The following is a 17,617-nucleotide window of genomic DNA, read 5'->3' as shown; positions in this document are numbered from 1 at the left end:
GGGTGCGTGCCGCCGACCTGGCGGCGTACGAGAACCAGGACCTGCCGTTCGAGCGGCTCGTGGAGGTCCTCAACCCGGCCCGTTCCCTGGCACGCAACCCGTTGTTCCAAGTCATGGTGGTGCTCCAGAACCAGGAGCAGCCCAGCGCGGAGTTCGAGGGACTACGGGTGCGCGGTACGGACCCCGGCGGTGTCACGGCCAAGTTCGACCTGTCGTTCCACATGGCCGAGCGGTTCGCCGCGGACGGCGGCGCGGCGGGTATCGAGGGCGTGGTCGAGTACTCCGAGGACCTGTTCGACCGGTCCACGGTCGAGTCGCTGGTCGGCCGCTTCGTGCGGCTGCTCGAAGCCGCCGTCGCCGACCCCGACCGGCCCCTGACCCGTCTGGACGTCCTCACCCCCGCCGAACGCCACCGGATCCTCACCACCTGGAACGACACCGGCGCGGAAGGCTCCGCCGACACGCTCCCCGTCCTCTTCGAGGCGCAGGCGGCCCGTACACCGGACCACCCGGCCGTCGTGTTCGCCGACACCGTCTTGTCGTACGCCGAGGTCAACGCTGAGGCGAACCGCCTCGCCCGGCTCCTGGCCGCCCGCGGCGCCGGTCCCGAGCGGATCGTCGCTCTGGCGCTCCCGCGGTCCGCGGACCTCGTCATCGCGATGTACGCCGTCGTGAAGACCGGCGCAGCCTACCTGCCCGTCGACCCGCAGCAGCCCGCGAGCCGCAGCCTCCACGTGCTCGGCGAGGCGAGGCCGGTGCTCGCGATCGGCGCGTGCGGCCAGGCCGACACCCTGTCACGTGACAGCGGCGTCCCGTGGCTCGTGCTGGACGACGAGGAGGTACGACGGGAGCTGGCTGCGCAGGCGGAAACCGACCTCACCGACACGGAGCGCACCGGGCCCCTGCTGGCGCAGCATCCCGCCTACGTGATCTACACCTCCGGATCCACCGGCCGACCCAAGGGGGTCGTCACCTCGCACGAGGCCATCGTGAACCGGCTGCGCTGGATGCAGGACGCATACCCGCAGGGACCGCAGGACCGGGTCCTGCAGAAGACCCCGGCCGGATTCGACGTGTCCGTCTGGGAGTTCTTCTGGCCCCTGCAGGTGGGGGCGACCCTCGTCGTGGCCGAGCCCGACGGCCACCGGGACCCCGCCTACCTCGCCGGCCTCATCCAGGACCGGCAGATCACCACCGCGCACTTCGTGCCGTCCATGCTGAGCGCCTTCCTCACGGAGGAGCGCGCGGCGCACTGCCACAGCCTGCGCACCGTCTTCAGCAGCGGCGAGGCACTGCCGCCCGAGACGGCCGAGACCTTCCGCTCCCGCCTCGGTGCGCGGCTCCACAACCTCTACGGGCCCACGGAGACGGCCGTCGACGTGACGCGCTGGGAGTACCGCAGCGAGCCGGACGCCACCCGGGTACCCATCGGCGCCCCCGTCCGCAACACCCGCGCCTACGTGCTCGACGACGGCCTGGGCCCGGTTCCCGCCGGAACCGCCGGCGAACTGTACGTCGCAGGAACGCAGCTGGCCCGCGGGTACGTGGGCCGGCCGGGTCTGACGGGTGAGCGGTTCGTCGCGGACCCGTTCGGGGGCGGTGGCGGCCGGATGTACCGGACGGGCGATGTGGTGCGGTGGCGTGCGGACGGGAACCTGGAGTTCCTGGGGCGTGCGGACGACCAGGTGAAGATCCGTGGGTACCGGATCGAGCCGGGGGAGATCGAGTCGGCGCTGCTGTCCTGCCCGGGTGTGGCCCAGGCCGCCGTCGTGGTCCGCGAGGACCGGCCCGGCGACCGGCAGCTCGTCGCCTACGTCACCGGCGAAACGGAAGCCCCGCTCGACGGCGAGCATCTGCGTTCCGCCGTCGCCGACGTCCTGCCCGACTACATGACCCCTGCCGCCGTCGTGGCCCTCGCGGTTCTGCCCACCACCGCCAACGGGAAGCTGGACCGTGGGGCGCTGCCCGCTCCGGACCGGCGCCCCTCGGCCCCCCGGCCCCCCGCCGGCCGTCGGGAAGAGGTGCTGTGCGCCCTGTTCGCCGAGGTCCTGGGCGTGCCCCGGGTCGGGGTCGACGACGGGTTCTTCGCCCTCGGCGGCGACAGCATTGTCGCCATCCAGCTGGTCAGCCGGGCCCGCCGGGCCGGCGTGGTCATCTCCCCCCGGGACGTTTTCCGGCACCAGACGGTCGCCCGACTGGCCCTGTTCGCCACCGACGAGCAGGAAGACGACCGGGCCCGGGACGCGGCCGACGCCGCCGCCGACGCCGGTGGTCAGGCTTTCCCGACCCCGATCGCGGAATGGCTAAGGGAGACCGGCGGACCGGTGTCCGGGTTCAACCAGTCGACGCTGCTCGCCGTTCCCGCAGCGGCCGGCGAGGACGTGTGGCTGACCGCCCTGCGGGCGGTCGCGGACCGCCACGAGGTGCTGCGGGCCCGGCTCCACCAGTCCACCGAGGACTGGCGCCTGGACATCGCACCGGCCGGGACCTCCGACGTCCGCTCCTGGCTGCGCCGGGTCGACACCACCTCCGTGCCGCCGGCCGACCTCGACCGGGTCGGGCGGGAAGAGGCAGCCGCCGCCGTCGGACGGCTGGACCCCGAAGCGGGGACCATGACGCAGCTGGTGTGGTTCGACGCAGGAACGGAAGCGCCCGGCCGACTGCTGTGGATCGTGCACCACCTCGCCGTGGACGCGGTGTCCTGGCAGATACTCGTGCCTGACCTCCGGGCCGCCTTCGAAGCGGCGGCGGCCGGTGAGCCGGCACGACTGGCCCCGGTGGGCACCTCGTTCCGCCGCTGGTCGCAGGAGATGTACGACGAGGCGCGTCGTGCACCGCGCACCGCGGAGCTCGGCCTGTGGTCCTTGCGGCTCGCGCCCGGTGAGGTCCCGCTGGGCGCCGCACCCCAGCGGGGCCGAGACACGTACGACACCGCCGCCACCCTCACCCTGGAGCTCCCGGAGGAGGAGACCGCGCAGCTGCTGTCGGCCGTGCCAGCAGCCTTCCGCGCGGGCATCGACGAAGCACTGCTGGCCACCCTCGCGCTGGCCGTCGCCGAATGGCGGCAGCGCCGCGGCCTCGGCCGGGATACCGCCGTGCTCGTGGACGTCGAAGGTCACGGACGGGAGGACGTCGTCCCGGGCGCCGACCTCTCACGCACCGTCGGCTGGTTCACGAGCATGTACCCGGTCCGGCTCGACCCGGCCGTCGACACCGCCGACGCCTGGGCCGGCGGTCCCGCCGTCGGGCAGGCGCTGAAGCAGGTGAAGGAGCAGCTGCGGGCCGCTCCCGACCACGGCATCGGCTTCGGTCTCCTCCGGTACCTCAACCCCCGTACGGCCACCGTCCTGGCCGACCTTCCCCGGCCCGCCATCGGCTTCAACTACCTGGGAGTCGGCGGTGCCGGGGCGGGCGGGGAATCCGTCTGGACCACCGCCGCGGACATCCGGGCGGAGGTCCCGGCACGGGACGCCAAGGCGCCGTTCGCCCACAGCCTGGAGATCAACGCCGCGACGCGGACAACCCCCGACGGCGTACGCCTGGGCGCGGCGATCGCCTGGCCGCAGGCGCTCTTCACCCGGGAGGACGTCGCCGGCCTCGCCGACCTGTGGCTGACCGCGCTGCGGTCCCTGGCGGCGCACACCGCCACGCCCGCCGCCGGCGGACTCACCCCGTCCGACGTGCCCCTCGTGGACCTGGACCAGGCGGAGATCGACGCGATCGAGGCCGGCGGGCCGGGCATCGAGGACGTCCTGCCGCTGTCCCCCCTGCAGGAGGGACTGCTGTTCCACTCCCTGTTCGCGCAGGACGAGGACGACGTCTACGCGGTCCAGCTGTCCGCCGACGTGGAAGGGGCCTTCGACAGCGAGGCACTGCGGGCTGCCGCCCGTACGCTGCTGCGCCGCCACCCCAACCTCCGGGCCGGCTTCAGGCACCAGCCGTCCGGCCGTGCCGTGCAGGTCGTACCGCGCCACAGCGAACCGGAATGGCGGGAGCGGGATCTCACCGGCTTCCGCGGAGAGGACGTGCACACGAAACTGGAGGAACTGCTGGAGGAGGAGCGGACCCGCCGGTTCGACCTCGCGGCGCCACCGCTGCTGCGGTTCATGGTGATCCGGCTGGGCGGGGACCGCCACCGCGTGGTGATCACCCATCACCACATCCTGCTCGACGGCTGGTCCATGCCGCTGTTCCTGGCGGAGCTGCGGGATCTGTACGGGCTGGCCGGCGACGACTCGACCCTCCCGCCCGTGACGCCGTACCGCTACTACCTGGAATGGCTGTCGGACCGGGGACAGGAGGAGAGCCTGGAGGCGTGGCGGAAGGAACTCGCAGGCCTCGACGAGCCGACCCGTGTCACCGCCGCCGAGCTGCGCCGCGTACCGGTGATGCCGCAGTGGCTCACCGCGGACCTCCCCGCCGACCTGTACGGCGCCCTGCGGAAGCGGGCGGCAGAGTGCGGCGTGACGCTGAACACCATGGTCCAGCTGGCCTGGGCGGTCCTGCTCGGCAAGCTCACCGGCCGCGACGACGTCGTCTTCGGCACGACCGTCAGCGGCCGGCCGCCGGAGATCCCCGGCATCGAGTCCATGATCGGGTTGTTCATCAACACCGTCCCGGTGCGCATCCGGCTCGACCATGCCGAGAGCTGGACGCACGCAGTGGGCCGTGTCCAGGACGAGCAGGCCGCGATGACCGGCCACCACCACGTCGGCCTGTCGGAGATCCAGAAGCTGACCGGTCTGGGAGAGCTCTTCGACTCCCTCGTGGTGTTCGAGAACTACCCGGTCGACGTCACCCGAACGGACGACGCCGACGGCGCCCGCACCGTGGGTTCCCTGGGCAAGGACGCCGCCCACTACCCGCTCACGCTGGTGGCCGCGCTCACCGGCGACGGACTGCGCCTGCGCCTCAACCATCGCCCCGACGTGATCGACGCGGCCTTCGCGGAGCGACTCCTCGGCTGGTTCCGGCAGGTGCTGCACGTGCTCGCCGACGATCCCCACCAGCCCGTCGGCCGGGGCGAGTTGATCGGGTCCGACGAGCGCCGGCAGCTGCTCACCGCGTGGGGGGCCGGCGCAGAGCACCACGACCTGGACGACGCGACGCTCGTCGGGCGCTTCGCCCGCGTGGTGGAACGACAGCCCGACGCGGTGGCCGTGCGGACTGGCACACGGGAGGTCACCTACGCGGAACTGGACGCCCTCGCGAACCAGGTGGCCCACGACCTGATCGCCGCCGGGGCCGTCCCCGAGAGCAGGGTCGCGGTCCTGTTCGACCGCTCCTTGGACCTGCTGGCCGCGGTGCTCGGCACGCTCAAGGCCGGCTCGGCCTACGTGCCGCTGGACCCGGACAGTCCCGCAGCCCGGTGGACGTCCATGACCGGCCGCAGCGGCGCCACCGTGCTGCTCACCGGACCGGGCAGGGTGGAACACCTCCGCAGTCTGCCGGACCTTCCGGCCCGGGTGCTCCTCGTCGACACCGGACGCGGCGCCGGTGCGCAGTGCGCGACGGCCCCCGCCGCGCCCGTGGCACCGGACCAGCTCGCCTACATGATGTTCACCTCCGGCTCCACGGGAATCCCGAAGGGCGTCGCGGTGACCCACCGCAACGTCGTGAACTTCGTCGCCGACGCCGAATGGGGCGGGGCCGCCACGGAGCGGGTGCTGTTCCACTCCCTGCACGTCTGGGACCCGGTAGCCGTAGAATGGTGGGTTCCGCTGCTCCTCGGCGGCACCGTGGTCGTCGCGCCTCCCGGCCGGCTGGACCTGGCGGAGCTCGGCGAGTTGATCGTGCGCGAGCGGATCACCGGGCTGTGGCTGTCCGCAGGACTCTTCCGCCTGCTCGCCGACGAGAACCCGGCCTGCCTGGTGGGCGTCCACGAGATCCGCACCGGTGGTGACGTGGTGTCCGCGACCGCGGTCCGCAAGGTGCTGGACGCCTGCCCCCGAACGGTGGTGATCAACGGCTACGGGCCGACGGAGGCGACCGTGCTCGCGGCCAGGCACCCGATGCGGAGCGGCGACGCGGTTCCCGACTCCGTGCCGATCGGGCGGCCGTGGGGCGGCTCCCGGCTCTACGTCCTCGACGGACAGCTCCGGCCGGCTCCGGCCGGCGTGACCGGGGAACTGTACATCGCCGGCACCGGCGTGGTCCGCGGCTACCACGGCGACGCCGCGTACTCGGCCGAGCGGTTCGTGGCCGACCCGTACGGACCCGCCGGAGCCCGGATGTACCGCACCGGCGACCTGGCGAGGTGGCGGTCCGACGGCACGCTGGAGTTCCTCGGCCGCAGCGACTCCCAGTTCAAGCTGAGGGGCTTCCGGATCGAACCCGCCGAGATCGAGACGGCGCTGGCCGCGCTGCCCGGCGTCGCCACGGCACTGGTCACCCTCCGGGAGGACCGGCCCGGCAGCCGAAGGCTCGTCGCCTACCTCACGGCGCAGCCGGGGGCCGAAGCCCCGCAGCCCGAGCGGCTGTCCGGCGCACTGGCGGAGAGCCTGCCAGCGCACATGGTCCCCTCCGCCTTCGTCACGCTGGACGCCCTCCCGCTGACGGCCGCCGGAAAGGTGGACCGGGCGGCCCTGCCCGCCCCCGGCCACGGGCAGGGCGGAGGGGAGGGCCGCGCACCGCGGTCCGAACGGGAGGCCCGGGCGTGCACGGTGTTCGCAGAGACGCTCGGAGTGCCCGAAGTCGGCATCGACGACAACTTCTTCGAGCTGGGCGGGGACTCGCTCCGCGCCGCGTCGCTGCTGGCCCGGCTGCGGGCGCACGTCGACCCCCGGCTCACCATCGCGATGCTCTTCGAAGCGCCCACCGTCGCAGGACTCCTGGACCGTGCAGCGTCCCCGGACGCCGGCGACGGGCTGGGGATCGTCCTTCCGCTGCGCACCGGTGGGGACGAGCCACCGCTGTTCTGCTTCCCCGCCGGCGGCGGGCTCGGCTGGCGGTACACGGAGCTGCTGCACCACCTCCCCGAGGGGCGGCCCCTGTACGCCCTGCAGGCCCCGGCGTACAGCAGGCCGGACGAGCACGCCTCGTCCGTCACCGAGCTGGCAGCGCTCTACCTGCGGCACGTCCGCGCCGTGCAGCCGCACGGCCCGTACCACCTGCTCGGCTGGTCCTTCGGCGGGCACCTCGCCCACACGGTGGCCGGCCTGCTCCGGGCCGAAGGCCAGGACGTCGCACTGCTCGCCGTGCTCGACTCCTACCCGGCCGGGGAACCGGCACCGGCGGACCGGCCCGCGGAGCACGACGTCCTGCACGCCCTGCTCGAAGCGGTGCAACTGGACCCGGCGCAGGCAGTCGACGGACCGCTCACGGTCGAGACGGCCGCCGGACTGCTGCGCCGCAGCGAACTGCCGATGGCCCGGCTCGTGGAGCGCCACCTGGCGACGCTCGTCGAAACCTATCGGAACAACGTGGTGCTCCAGGGAGCGCACGAGCCGGCTCCCTTCGACGGGGACATGCTCCTCTTCGTGGCCACCGGCGAAGCGCAACCCGGCAGCGCCGATGACTGGAAGCCGTACGTCGGCGGGACCCTCACGGCCCACGCCGTCCCCTGCGAGCACCGCGACATGCTGGGGCGCGATGCGCTCCGGCAGATCGCCGCCCCCCTCAACGCCGCGCTGCGGCCGCGGCCCGCCCGCGCATGACCACCGAGGAGAACACGGTGAAGGAGCTGTACGAACTCGGGGAGATCCCCCCGTTGGGGCACGTCCCCAGCCACATGTACGCGGCGGTCATCCGTCCCGAACGGTACGGACCGCCGTCCCAGGCCATGCAGCTGGAGACCGTACCGGTCCCCGAGGCGGGACGCGGCCAGGTCGTGATCATGATGATGGCTTCCGGAGTGAACTACAACGGCGTGTGGGCAGGTCTCGGCACCCCGGCGGACGTCATCGCCGCCCGCCGCAAGCAAGGTGATCCCGACGACTTCCACATCGCCGGCTCCGAGGGGTCCGGCGTGGTCTGGGCCGTCGGCGAGGGGGTCCGCCAGCTCAAGGTCGGCGACCACGTCATCGTCGGCGGTGTCTGCTGGGACGAGTCGGCGCCCGACATCCGCCTCGGTGTCGATCCCACCGCCTCGCGCTCGCAACGCGCGTGGGGGTACGAGCTGAACCACGGCTCCTTCGCCCAGTTCACGGTCGCCGACGAATACCAGTGCCACCTGAAGCCGGCCCATCTGACCTGGGAGGAGGCGGGATGCTTCCTCGCGGGGGGATCGACCTCCTACCGCCAGCTGTGCGGATGGGCGCCCCACGTGGTCCGCCCCGGCGACCCGGTCCTGATCTGGGGCGGGTCGGGCGGCCTGGGCTCGATGGCGATCCAGATCGTCAGGCACTTCGCCGGCATCCCCATCGCGGTGGTGTCCGACGAGGCCAAAGCGGAGTACTGTCTGAAGCTCGGCGCCAAGGGCGTCATCAACCGCAGCGATTTCACCCACTGGGGCCGGCTGCCGGACTCCGACGACACCGAGGCCTACCGGGCCTGGCTCGACGGCGCCCGAGCCTTCGGCCGCGCTTTCTGGGACGCGCTCGGAGAGCGACGCTCGCCCCGCATCGTCCTGGAGCACCCGGGCGCGGACACCCTGCCGACCTCCGTCTATCTCTGCGACCACGCCGGAATGGTCGTGACCTGCGCGGGGACCAGCGGCTACAACGGCGACCTCGACCTGCGCTACCTGTGGATGTTCCAGAAGAGGCTCCAGGGGTCGCACGCCGCGAACGTCCAGGAGACCAAGGCGATCATCGACCTCGTGGGATCGGGCCGAATCGACCCCTGCCTGAGCATCACGCTGCCGTTCCGGGACATCGCCCACGCGCACCAGCTCGTCTACGAGAACCGCCACCCCGCCGGGAACATGGCCGTCCTCGTCAACGCCCCCACCGCCGGCCTGACCGGCCTGCCGGCGTGACACCGGCGCACCACCCCTCTTCCCTTCCCAACCGAGGAGCAACGACATGAGCAACCCGTTCGAGAACCCCGAGGGCACCTACCTGGTCCTGGTCAACGACGAAGGCCAGCACTCCCTGTGGCCGGACTTCGCCGAGGTCCCGGACGGCTGGGACGTGGCCAAGGCGGCCGACACCCGCCAGGCCTGCCTCGACTACATCGAGCAGAACTGGACCGACATGCGGCCCAAGAGCCTCATCGCAGCAATGGGCGGCTGAGACGGATGTCTGGCGAGCTCCTCACGAAGTTCCTGCTGTGCGCGGTCACGATGCTCGTCGTGTGCCGGCTTCTCACCGCCGCCATGGCCCGGCTGAACCAGCCACCCGTGGTTGCGGAGATGCTCACCGGTATCGCGCTCGGCCCCTCGCTGTTCGGGCTGGTGCTTCCGGACGCCCAGAAGTGGATGTTCCCGGACCAGTCGCGTCCGGTCCTCTACGCCCTGGGCCAGATGGGCATTGCCTTCTACATGTTCCTCGTAGGGCTGGAGTTCAGCAGCTCCCTGTCCAAGGGCAGCGGACTGCTGCGGCGCTGCATCTCCGTCTCCCTGGCGGGCATCTCCGTGCCCTTCGTCCTCGGAGTCGGCACCACCGCCTGGCTCTTCAGCAGCCGGCCGGACATGGTGCCCGAGGTCGGCGGCACCTCGGGCGCCCTCTACATCGGCATCGTCGTCTCCATCACGGCGCTGCCGATGCTGGCCCGGATCATCGAGGAGCGCGGCCTGCTCGGCTCGCGGACCGGCACGATCGCGCTGGGTGCGGGAGCCATCGACGACGTCGTGGCCTGGCTGGGCATCGGACTGATGCTCACCCTCACGGCGTCCGGTGAGGTCAGCCCCCTCGTCACCGCCCTGGGCTTCGCGGTCTTCGCGGCCGTCCTGTTCGGCGTGGTGCGCCCCGGCCTGAAGCACTACCTCGTCCGGTCGGAAGGCCGGCAGGACACCGGCACGAGCTTCCTCGTGCTGGTCTGCGCCCTGCTGTTCGCGGCGTGCGCGGTGACGGAGTTCCTCGGCCTCCATGTGGTCATCGGCGCCTTCGCCCTCGGCCTGGCCTTCCCCAAGAGCGAGGCGCTGTCCCGGTGGACGGCCGCCGTGCGGCCCTTCGCCGTCGGGGTGCTGCTGCCCTTCTACTTCGTCTACACCGGCCTGCGCACCGACATCCAGCTCCTGGGCTCCTTCGCCATGGTGACCGGAGTGCTGCTCTTCCTGGCCGCGTCCGTGGTCGGCAAGCTCGGAGCCTGCACGGCCGCCCAGCTGTGGCACGACCGGGACTGGGCGCAGGCAGCCCAGGTCGGCGTGCTGATGAACACGCGCGGCCTGATCCAGCTCGTCGCCCTCAACATCGGCCTGGAGACCGGTCTGCTCACCAGCACCGTGTTCGCCCAGCTGGTCGTCGTCGCCGTGATCACCACCGTCATGACGAGCCCGGGCCTGAGCCTGGTCGAAAAGCTGCAGCGCAAGCGGCGGGTGAAGGAACTGGCGGTCGTCGGCCCGGACGCCGTGCGCGTCCACTGATCCCCCTGAACCGATTCTGCTGAAAGGCATGAAGATGACCGAGACGACCTCGCCCCGCGAAGCGCTGGAGACGCAAGGGTTCGTCGGACCGTTCCCGCGCTTCGCCTCCGAGGACACCATCGGAGAGCTGCGGGAGTTCTTCCGCGACGTGCTCGACAACCAGCCGATCCATCCGCTGTACGACCGGTACTCGGTCCGTGACTGGCATCTCGTCAACGAGAAGGTGCGCGAGCTCCTGACCGCACCCGAGCTGATCAAGTCGCTGCAGGAAGCCACCGGGGCGGACTCCCTCATCCTGTGGCGCAGCAAGCTGTTCGAGAAGTTCCCCGGCGACGGCGCGATCGACTGGCACCAGGAGTACGGGTACTTCGACGGTGAGGAGATCGGCGGTCACCGGCCCGCGCTCTTCCCGATGAACCCGGCGAGCCAGTGGGGCTGGACGCTCTGGTTGCCCCTGACCGACGTCTCCGACGACGACGGGGTGATGGAGTTCGTCAAGGGCTCGCAGAGGTCGGCCTACCCCAAGCGGATGGTCACCCTCACCGAGTCGGGTGCCTACGTCGACCCGCGCAACCGGATCAGGTCCAAGGAGGAACTGCTCACCCGCGCCAAGAACAACAGCCTGATCCTGGACATCGACACGCGGCGGGTCTTCGACGGCGTGGACCCCGACCAGCACTCGCTCGACGACCTCTTCGACCTCCTGACCGAGCGCTGCGCCAACCTGCTCGCCGTCGTCACCGAGCCCTTCGAGGTCGGCCCCGGGGACACCCAGACCATGCCGATGAACGCTGGCGAGTACATCATCTTCAGCGAGCGCTGCATGCACCGCTCCCGCGCCTCCAAGCCGGACGCGCGGCTCCGGCTCGCCGTGAACGCGCGGTACACCCTGGGCGACACCTGGGTCTACCCGCAGCGCGCCACGGGCGACACGTACGACGGATCGAACCTCGACATCAGCCGGCACCAGTGCATCCCGGTGCTGGGCGAAAGGTTCAACCCGGCCAACGCCTACCTCTGACCGGCCCGGTTCCACCGGCCCCCCACACCCCGACCCGGTACGCCGGGCCGGGGTGTCCGGCCGTGCGGACGCTGAGCACCCGTGCAGACCCCCTCCGGCGGCCGGCGCACACGCAGAAGGCGTGCCCGGGACCCCGGACACGCCTTCGTTCGGCTGTGCTCAGGAGGCTCAGTACGACTTCGGCAGACCGAGCGTGTGGTGAGCCACGAAGTTGAGGACCATTTCGCGGCTGACCGGGGCGATCCGGGCCACCCGGGAGAGGGCCAGCAGCGAAGCGAGACCGTACTCGGCGGTGAGCCCGTTGCCGCCCAGGGTCTGCACCGCCTGGTCGACGGCCCCGGCGGCGGCCTCGGCCGCGGCGTACTTGGCCATGTTGGCGGCCTCGGCGGCAGACTCTTCGAGCCGGCGGTCGTACAGATGGGCCGCCTTGCGCATCATCAGCTGCGCCAGGTCCAGCTCTATGCGGATCCGGGCCAGCGGATGGGCGATGGCCTGGTGGGCGCCGATCGGAACCGACCAGACCTGCCGGGTACGGGCGTACCCCACCGCTGTGTCCAGGGCGTACCGGCCCATTCCGACGGCGAAGGCGGCCATCATGACCCTCTCCGGGTTCAATCCCGCGAACAACTGCGGCAGTCCCGCGACCTCATTGCCGACCAGGGCGTCGGCGGGCAGCCGGACGTCGTCCAGGAACAGCTGGAACTGCCTCTCGAAGGCCGAGAGCTCCATCTCGACTTCGCGGAACTCGAAACCGGGCGCCGCGCGCGGCACGATGAACAGGCAGGGCTTCAACCTGCCGTCGGCGCCACCGCTCGCACGGGCGACGACGAGCGTGGCATCGGCCTCGTCCACGCCGGAGACGAAGACCTTGCGGCCGGTCAGGATCCAGTCCCCGCCGTCCCGGCGCGCGGTGGTGGTGATGCGGTGGCTGTTGGACCCGGCGTCGGGCTCCGTGATCCCGAAGGCCATCCGGACCGTTCCGTCGGCCAGTCCGGGGAACCACCGCCGCTTCTGCTCGGCGGTGCCGAACCGGCTGAGGATCGTGCCGCAGATGGCCGGCGACACGGCGAGCATCAGCAGCGGGCAGCCCGCTGCGCTCAGCTCCTCCAGCACGATGGCCAGCTCGGTGATCCCGCCGCCGCCCCCGCCGAACTCCTCGGGCAGATTGACCCCCAGGTAGCCAAGCTTCCCGGCCTCGGCCCACAGCTCCTCGGCCCACCGGCCGCCGGCCGAGCGGTCGCGCTGTCCGGCGAGCCCGGCGACGGCCGTGCGCAGCGCCCGCTGCTCGGTGCTTTCCAGGAAGAGGGCGTCCGCCGCACCGGCCCCGCCCGCGGGAGTGCTGCCGGTCACGACCGCGCTCCTTCCGTGCCCAGGGCCGCGGCCCGGCCGGTCCGTTCGGTGTCCAGCTCGGCCAGGACCTCGGCGGTGTGCTCACCGTGCCCGGGTGCGGCGCTGCGCAGCGAGTCGAGGCCGGAACCGAAAACGACGGGGAAGCGCACCTGCTGTCTGGGGGGCTCGCCGTCCGAGCCGGGCAGGGTGCCCACCAGCCCGCGGGCTGCCACGTGCCCGTCCGCGAGGACCTCGGCGGTGCTCTCGTACACGGGTGCCCACGGCAGGTCGAGTGCGGAGAGGGCCTCGGACCACCAGGCGAGGTCGCGCTGCACGAAGACCCCCGCGAGCAGCGCCCACACCTGCCTCTTGGCGCGCGTCCGGTCCGCCCGGCGGTCGTACCTGCCGTCTGCGAGGGCGGGGAACTCGGAGGCGAGGGCCCTGCGGAAGGTGAGCCAGAACTTGTCCTCGAACGTCGCGAGGGAGATCCGGCGCCCGTCGGCGAGGAGGAACACGTCGTTGTCCCCCGTGACGAGGGGGCTGTCGGCTGCGGCCCGGTCCTCCCCGAGCGGCGGAGTGAGCGCGCCGGACCAGGCGGCGGCCGCCTCGTGCAGCGACACGTCCAGGTGCTGGCCCTCGCCCGAGGTTCGCGCCGTGGTGACCGCCACGGTGGTGGCGAACGCGGCGTACATGGCACCCGCCATGTCCGCGACCCGTATGCCGACCCGGTCGACGACCGCGTCCGGGCGGTGCGGGACTCCGAAGAAGCCGGACAGAGCCAGGAAGTTCAGGTCGTGGCCGGGACGCCCCGCGTAGGGGCCGGTCTGGCCGTAGCCGCTGATCGAGCAGAGCACGATCCGGGGATTGGCGGCGCGCAGCTGCCCGTAGCCGAGCCCCATGCTCTCGAGGACCCCCGGACGGTGGCTCTCCACGACCGCGTCACTGCGCTCCACCAGGCGCAGGAGGGCCTCCCGGCCGCTCTCCTCGCGCAGGTCCAGCACCGCGGACCGCTTGTTGCGGTTCAGCGCGGCGAAGGCGTCGGGGTCGACGTTCCGGCCGTAGTCGCCCCCGTTCGGGCTTTCGATTTTGATGACGTCAGCGCCGAGGTCCGCCAGCATGAGCGTGGCGAAGCCTCCCGGCAGCAGCCGCGAAAGGTCCAGGACGCGCAGCCCGCTCAGGCCTGGCCAACCTGACGTCGGATCGACCGGCATCAGCACCTACCTCCTCGCACTCACCGCCCTCCCTGCGAGGGCGGCTTCCAGGAGGCGCAAGGTACCGGCGGCACGGCGCGGGCCGCTTGACAGTGCCTGTACGGGCTGTTGCCGGTGGCCGGCCGGATCGGACGCTACAGGGCGGAGCCGGGCCGCGGCTGGACCTGCCCTGTATTCCGAAGCTGCCTCTTTCGGGGGCGGCAGGTCGCGTGCGAGAAATGCCTGTACCTCCCTGCCGTGTACCGCATCAAGGAGTCCAAGGTGCCCTCGACACTCTCACCGCGCAACACGACCGACGCCTCTGCACGCCGGCAGCGCGACCGGCTCCTCGGCCGGGTGGAGCGGCGGATCGCGGAGTTCCTCGCTGCCGAACAGCAGCGGTGGGCGGAGGTCGAGCCGGCCTCGGCCGAACTCCTCGACTGCATCGTGGACATGTTCGGCAGCGGGGGGAAGCGGATGCGGCCCGCCTTCTGCATCGTCGGCCACCTCGCGGCCGGCGGCGACCCTGACGACCCGGTGGTCGTCGACGTCGCGGCGGCGCTGGAGCTGCTGCACAGTTTCGCTCTGCTGCACGACGACGTGATGGACGCTTCGGACCGGCGCAGGAACAGACCCACGGCACACGTGGTGCACGAGGAATTGCACGGGCGGCGCGGATGGCGGGGCGAGGGCCGCCGGTACGGCGAGGCGGTCGCCGTGCTCGCCGGAGACCTTGCTCTCGTCTACGCGGAGCGCCTGCTCGCCGACTGCCCCCCGCACGCCCGCCGCATCTGGGCGGAACTGTGCACCGAGCTCATGATCGGGCAGTTCCTGGACCTGCGCAGCGCGGCCCGGTTCAGTGCGGAACCGGAACGGGCCCGCTGGATCGCCCTGCTGAAGTCCGGCCGCTACACCGTCTCCCGTCCGCTGGCGCTCGGAGCCGCTCTGGCAGGAGGGGAGGGGCTCCTCGCGCCGTTCGAGGAGTACGGGCTGGCGGTGGGCGAGGCCTTCCAGCTCAGGGACGACCTGCTGGACGTGTTCGGCGACGCGGAGCTCACCGGCAAGCCTGCCCGGCTGGACTTCAAGCAGCACAAGATGACCCTGCTCATGTCACTGGCCCTGCGGGACGTGCCCGCGGTGCAGGCGCTGTTCGCCGAAGACGGCACGGCACCGGACCCGGACGTCCTGCACCGCCTGCTCGTCACCGCCGGCGTCCGCGACCACGTGGAGGCGGTCATCGCGGAGCGCGTCGACGCGGCCGGCCGGGCCATCGGCGAGGCCCTCACCGCCGAGTGGGCGGCCGAGCTGCGCACCATGGCCGCGGAGGCGGCCTACCGGACCGGCTGACCGGTCGGGCCTCCCCTCGCGGGGCGCGGGCCCGCGGGCGAACCGGCGTGTCCTGCGGCCGGCACCGCCTCGTCGAAAGCGTCGCTGCCGTGGTCCTGCTAGCTGATGGGCTTGATCGCCCTCCATACCCCGGCTTCTCTTCTGGTCACCCTGCCGGCGACGCTTGTGGTGCTGGGCCTGGCCGCCGCCCGCCGTCACGGCATGTCAGCGCTGGCCTACTACTGGGCGAAGCTGTCGTGGAAGCGGGCTTCCCGGACCGAGGCCACCGCCTACCGGCGGCTGCTGCCGCATCCGTACGCGCTCGACCTGCCCGGGGCATCCTCCACCCTGATGGGCCCCACGTCCGCCGAATCCCCAGGCGAGCGAACCCGTTCGAGACACCGTTCGAGATCGTGACACCATGTACGGCATGACGACCCACCGAAAGGTCCATGCCGCGTAGACGGCCAGGACGCATCCGGGCCGGAATCCCGGACCGGCAGCAGTCACAGCAAAGGCCGGCCATCGACCGCCTCTCCCCGCGAGCGCTGTCCGAGATCGTTCGCCTTGAACGTACGCGGAACTATCTCCAGCCGGGCGACACCAGCGCGGCATTGTGCCTGTGGAAGGACTACGTCCATCGCCCGGAGCGCGAGCTCTGGTACGACGACGAGTTCGGCAACGTGCACTGGTACTGCTGCGGCAACCCACTCGAGGGCCGTGCCCTACTCGACGGCGTGATCCGAGCAATGTCGCCTCGCGGAGCCCGCGAACTTCGCAAGATCATCGAAGGGCTTGACGCCTTCATGGGCCCGCCCTGCCCAGCCACAGACCGCCGAAGATAAAGAACAAGCTGAGCTTGTTCTTTATGCTCCGGCTTCGAACGAGGCCCCGAAGATGATTGCCCGGACGGGCAATCGTCGGATATGAAGAACAAGCTCAGCGAGCCGTGAGTGCCTCGTCAGTCAGGCCCAGGTGCCGTCGGAAGGCGTCGCGCCCCTGGTCCGTCAGCCGCACGACGGGAGCCTTCGGCCGGCACGAGCCAGGACTCCTGAACCGCATGGTGGAATACGGCCGCGGCGACCGCGCCCGCCAGATGCAAACGCCGCTCCGTCCAGTCCAGGCACGTGCGTACGTGTGGTGCCGTTTTCTGGGTGATGCCCGCCCGGGCCTTGACCCCGAATCCTGGGCACGGGTTATGCGGCTGGTGCCAGCGTAGTTGATGTTGTCTCGGACGCTGTCTCGTAAGCGATGGGGCTGCGGTGTCCGAGGCGGGAGTGACGGCGTCGGGTGTTGTGGCGGTGCAGCCAGCGGAACGCGTCGAGGCGGGCCTCGCGCTCGCTGGACCAGCTCGTCGGTCGGCTCGCCCCGGCCGCCGGGACCCAGTTCCGCAACGTCTCCGGGTTCACCCCCAGATCAGCGGCGACCGACCTGATCGTCGCTCCCGGCCGCGACTCGTACAACGCGACCGCGTCCGCCTTGAACTCCGGCGGATAGTGCTTCATGACCACGGGACATCCGTTCTCCTGGACTCAGGATCCAAGTGTCTCGAGTGTCCAAGATCCGGGGTCAAGCCCCCCTGTACCGTGGGTCAGGGCGGCCCCCGCGGCGATGCGGGCAGCGGTGTGGTGAGTCATGACCTGGTAACGCGGCCGACGGCCGCGGAGTAGCCGGACGCCCGACCGGGCGTGGCTTCCCCCGGATGGCATCCGGCGCCGCCGCTGGGGACATGAGCGCCGGACTCAGGCCTTGTCGCTACTCACGGCGGCGGCCCACCGGCGGATCAGTTTCTCCGAAGTGGCCCGCGCGGGTGCGATGGTGCTCTGGATCAGCTCGTGCAGGTGCGGTGGGTACGCCGCACGCTCGGTCGGCAGACCGAGCAGCGCGCGGTGGCGTGTCGGCAAATCGGTGACCTGGGCGAAGGCGTACATCGATGCCTCCATCCAGGCGGCCGCCATGTCCCGTGATTCGTCGAGGGAGGGATCCCGCCTTCCACCGGGTCCGTACGCGGGGGAGCGATCCGGACTCAGACCCACGTGGGCGGAGTACCAGGCCCGCATGGCCCCACTCGCTCGGCATTCGTGCCGGTCCGCAGGTAGTCGACCAGCGCTGCCAACACACGGCGGCGGCCGAATGCGTAGACCGCCGGCTCGACGAACCAGCGGCAGAAGCTGGGGTCCGGGTCGTACACGGCTGCCGACATCAACGGCGCGAAGAACTCCTCGGGCAGGCTCGCGTGTTCGAGCAGCGGCTTGCGCACCGCGAGCGCGAGACGCCAGCGCGCTC

12 protein-coding genes are annotated in these 17,617 nt (G+C 71.6%); 7 read left to right on the top strand and 5 right to left on the bottom strand.

All coding sequences use genetic code 11. The features are described from left to right. The first annotated feature begins 2 nt into the window (after positions 1 to 2). The 5 genes from AC068A_RS31055 to AC068A_RS31035 are packed head-to-tail and all read left to right on the top strand — an operon-like array spanning position 3 to position 11,486. Entirely contained in the window at positions 3 to 7,655 is a 7,653-nt protein-coding gene (locus AC068A_RS31055; protein ID WP_478589596.1) for an amino acid adenylation domain-containing protein, read from the top strand. Beyond that, positions 7,652 to 8,917, top strand: coding sequence for a crotonyl-CoA carboxylase/reductase (gene ccrA / locus AC068A_RS31050; RefSeq protein WP_478589595.1), 1,266 nt, complete (start codon positions 7,652 to 7,654; stop codon positions 8,915 to 8,917). The genes AC068A_RS31055 and ccrA overlap by 4 nt, the downstream gene beginning before the upstream one ends. Before the next feature lie 46 nt (positions 8,918 to 8,963). Beyond that, positions 8,964 to 9,173, top strand: a complete 210-nt coding sequence (locus AC068A_RS31045; protein ID WP_365504635.1) for an MbtH family protein — start codon at positions 8,964 to 8,966, stop codon at positions 9,171 to 9,173. 5 nt (positions 9,174 to 9,178) lie between these two features. Then, positions 9,179 to 10,465, top strand: coding sequence for a cation:proton antiporter (locus AC068A_RS31040; RefSeq protein ID WP_478589594.1), 1,287 nt, complete (start codon positions 9,179 to 9,181; stop codon positions 10,463 to 10,465). A 28-nt stretch (positions 10,466 to 10,493) separates the two neighbouring features. Continuing rightward, positions 10,494 to 11,486, top strand: a complete 993-nt coding sequence (locus tag AC068A_RS31035; protein WP_478589593.1) for a phytanoyl-CoA dioxygenase family protein — start codon at positions 10,494 to 10,496, stop codon at positions 11,484 to 11,486. A 168-nt stretch (positions 11,487 to 11,654) separates the two neighbouring features. On the opposite strand, the gene AC068A_RS31030 is transcribed toward AC068A_RS31035, so the two are convergent. Together AC068A_RS31030 and AC068A_RS31025 are read right to left on the bottom strand one after the other, a co-directional pair. Further along, the gene (locus AC068A_RS31030) at positions 11,655 to 12,785 is read right to left on the bottom strand and encodes an acyl-CoA dehydrogenase family protein (RefSeq protein ID WP_478589598.1); all 1,131 of its coding nucleotides are present in this window, start codon (positions 12,783 to 12,785) and stop codon (positions 11,655 to 11,657) included. Between the two features lie 47 nt (positions 12,786 to 12,832). After that, the gene (locus tag AC068A_RS31025; RefSeq protein ID WP_478589592.1) at positions 12,833 to 14,026 is read right to left on the bottom strand and encodes a CaiB/BaiF CoA transferase family protein; all 1,194 of its coding nucleotides are present in this window, start codon (positions 14,024 to 14,026) and stop codon (positions 12,833 to 12,835) included. A gap of 261 nt (positions 14,027 to 14,287) precedes the next feature. Here AC068A_RS31025 and AC068A_RS31020 point away from each other — a divergent pair, with 261 nt between their 5' ends. Beyond that, the gene (locus AC068A_RS31020; protein ID WP_478589591.1) at positions 14,288 to 15,352 is read left to right on the top strand and encodes a polyprenyl synthetase family protein; all 1,065 of its coding nucleotides are present in this window, start codon (positions 14,288 to 14,290) and stop codon (positions 15,350 to 15,352) included. A 111-nt stretch (positions 15,353 to 15,463) separates the two neighbouring features. Next, positions 15,464 to 15,748, top strand: coding sequence for a hypothetical protein (locus AC068A_RS31015; RefSeq protein WP_478589590.1), 285 nt, complete (start codon positions 15,464 to 15,466; stop codon positions 15,746 to 15,748). Positions 15,749 to 16,527: 779 nt separating this feature from the next. Here AC068A_RS31015 and AC068A_RS31010 read toward each other — a convergent pair. The 3 genes from AC068A_RS31010 to AC068A_RS31000 all read right to left on the bottom strand — a co-directional run bounded on the left by AC068A_RS31010 (position 16,528) and on the right by AC068A_RS31000 (position 17,591). Further along, positions 16,528 to 16,836, bottom strand: a complete 309-nt coding sequence (locus tag AC068A_RS31010; RefSeq protein WP_478589589.1) for a transposase — start codon at positions 16,834 to 16,836, stop codon at positions 16,528 to 16,530. A gap of 237 nt (positions 16,837 to 17,073) precedes the next feature. Next, entirely contained in the window at positions 17,074 to 17,262 is a 189-nt protein-coding gene (locus AC068A_RS31005; protein ID WP_478589588.1) for a hypothetical protein, read from the bottom strand. A gap of 95 nt (positions 17,263 to 17,357) precedes the next feature. Next, complete coding sequence (locus AC068A_RS31000; RefSeq protein WP_478589587.1) at positions 17,358 to 17,591, bottom strand: hypothetical protein; 234 nt, start codon at positions 17,589 to 17,591, stop codon at positions 17,358 to 17,360. Between the last annotated feature and the right edge of the window lie 26 nt (positions 17,592 to 17,617).

This window comes from Streptomyces sp. NPDC043854 (assembly GCF_056436005.1).
Note: the sequence above shows the minus strand (reverse complement) of the source record. Positions and strands in the feature narration are given on the sequence as shown.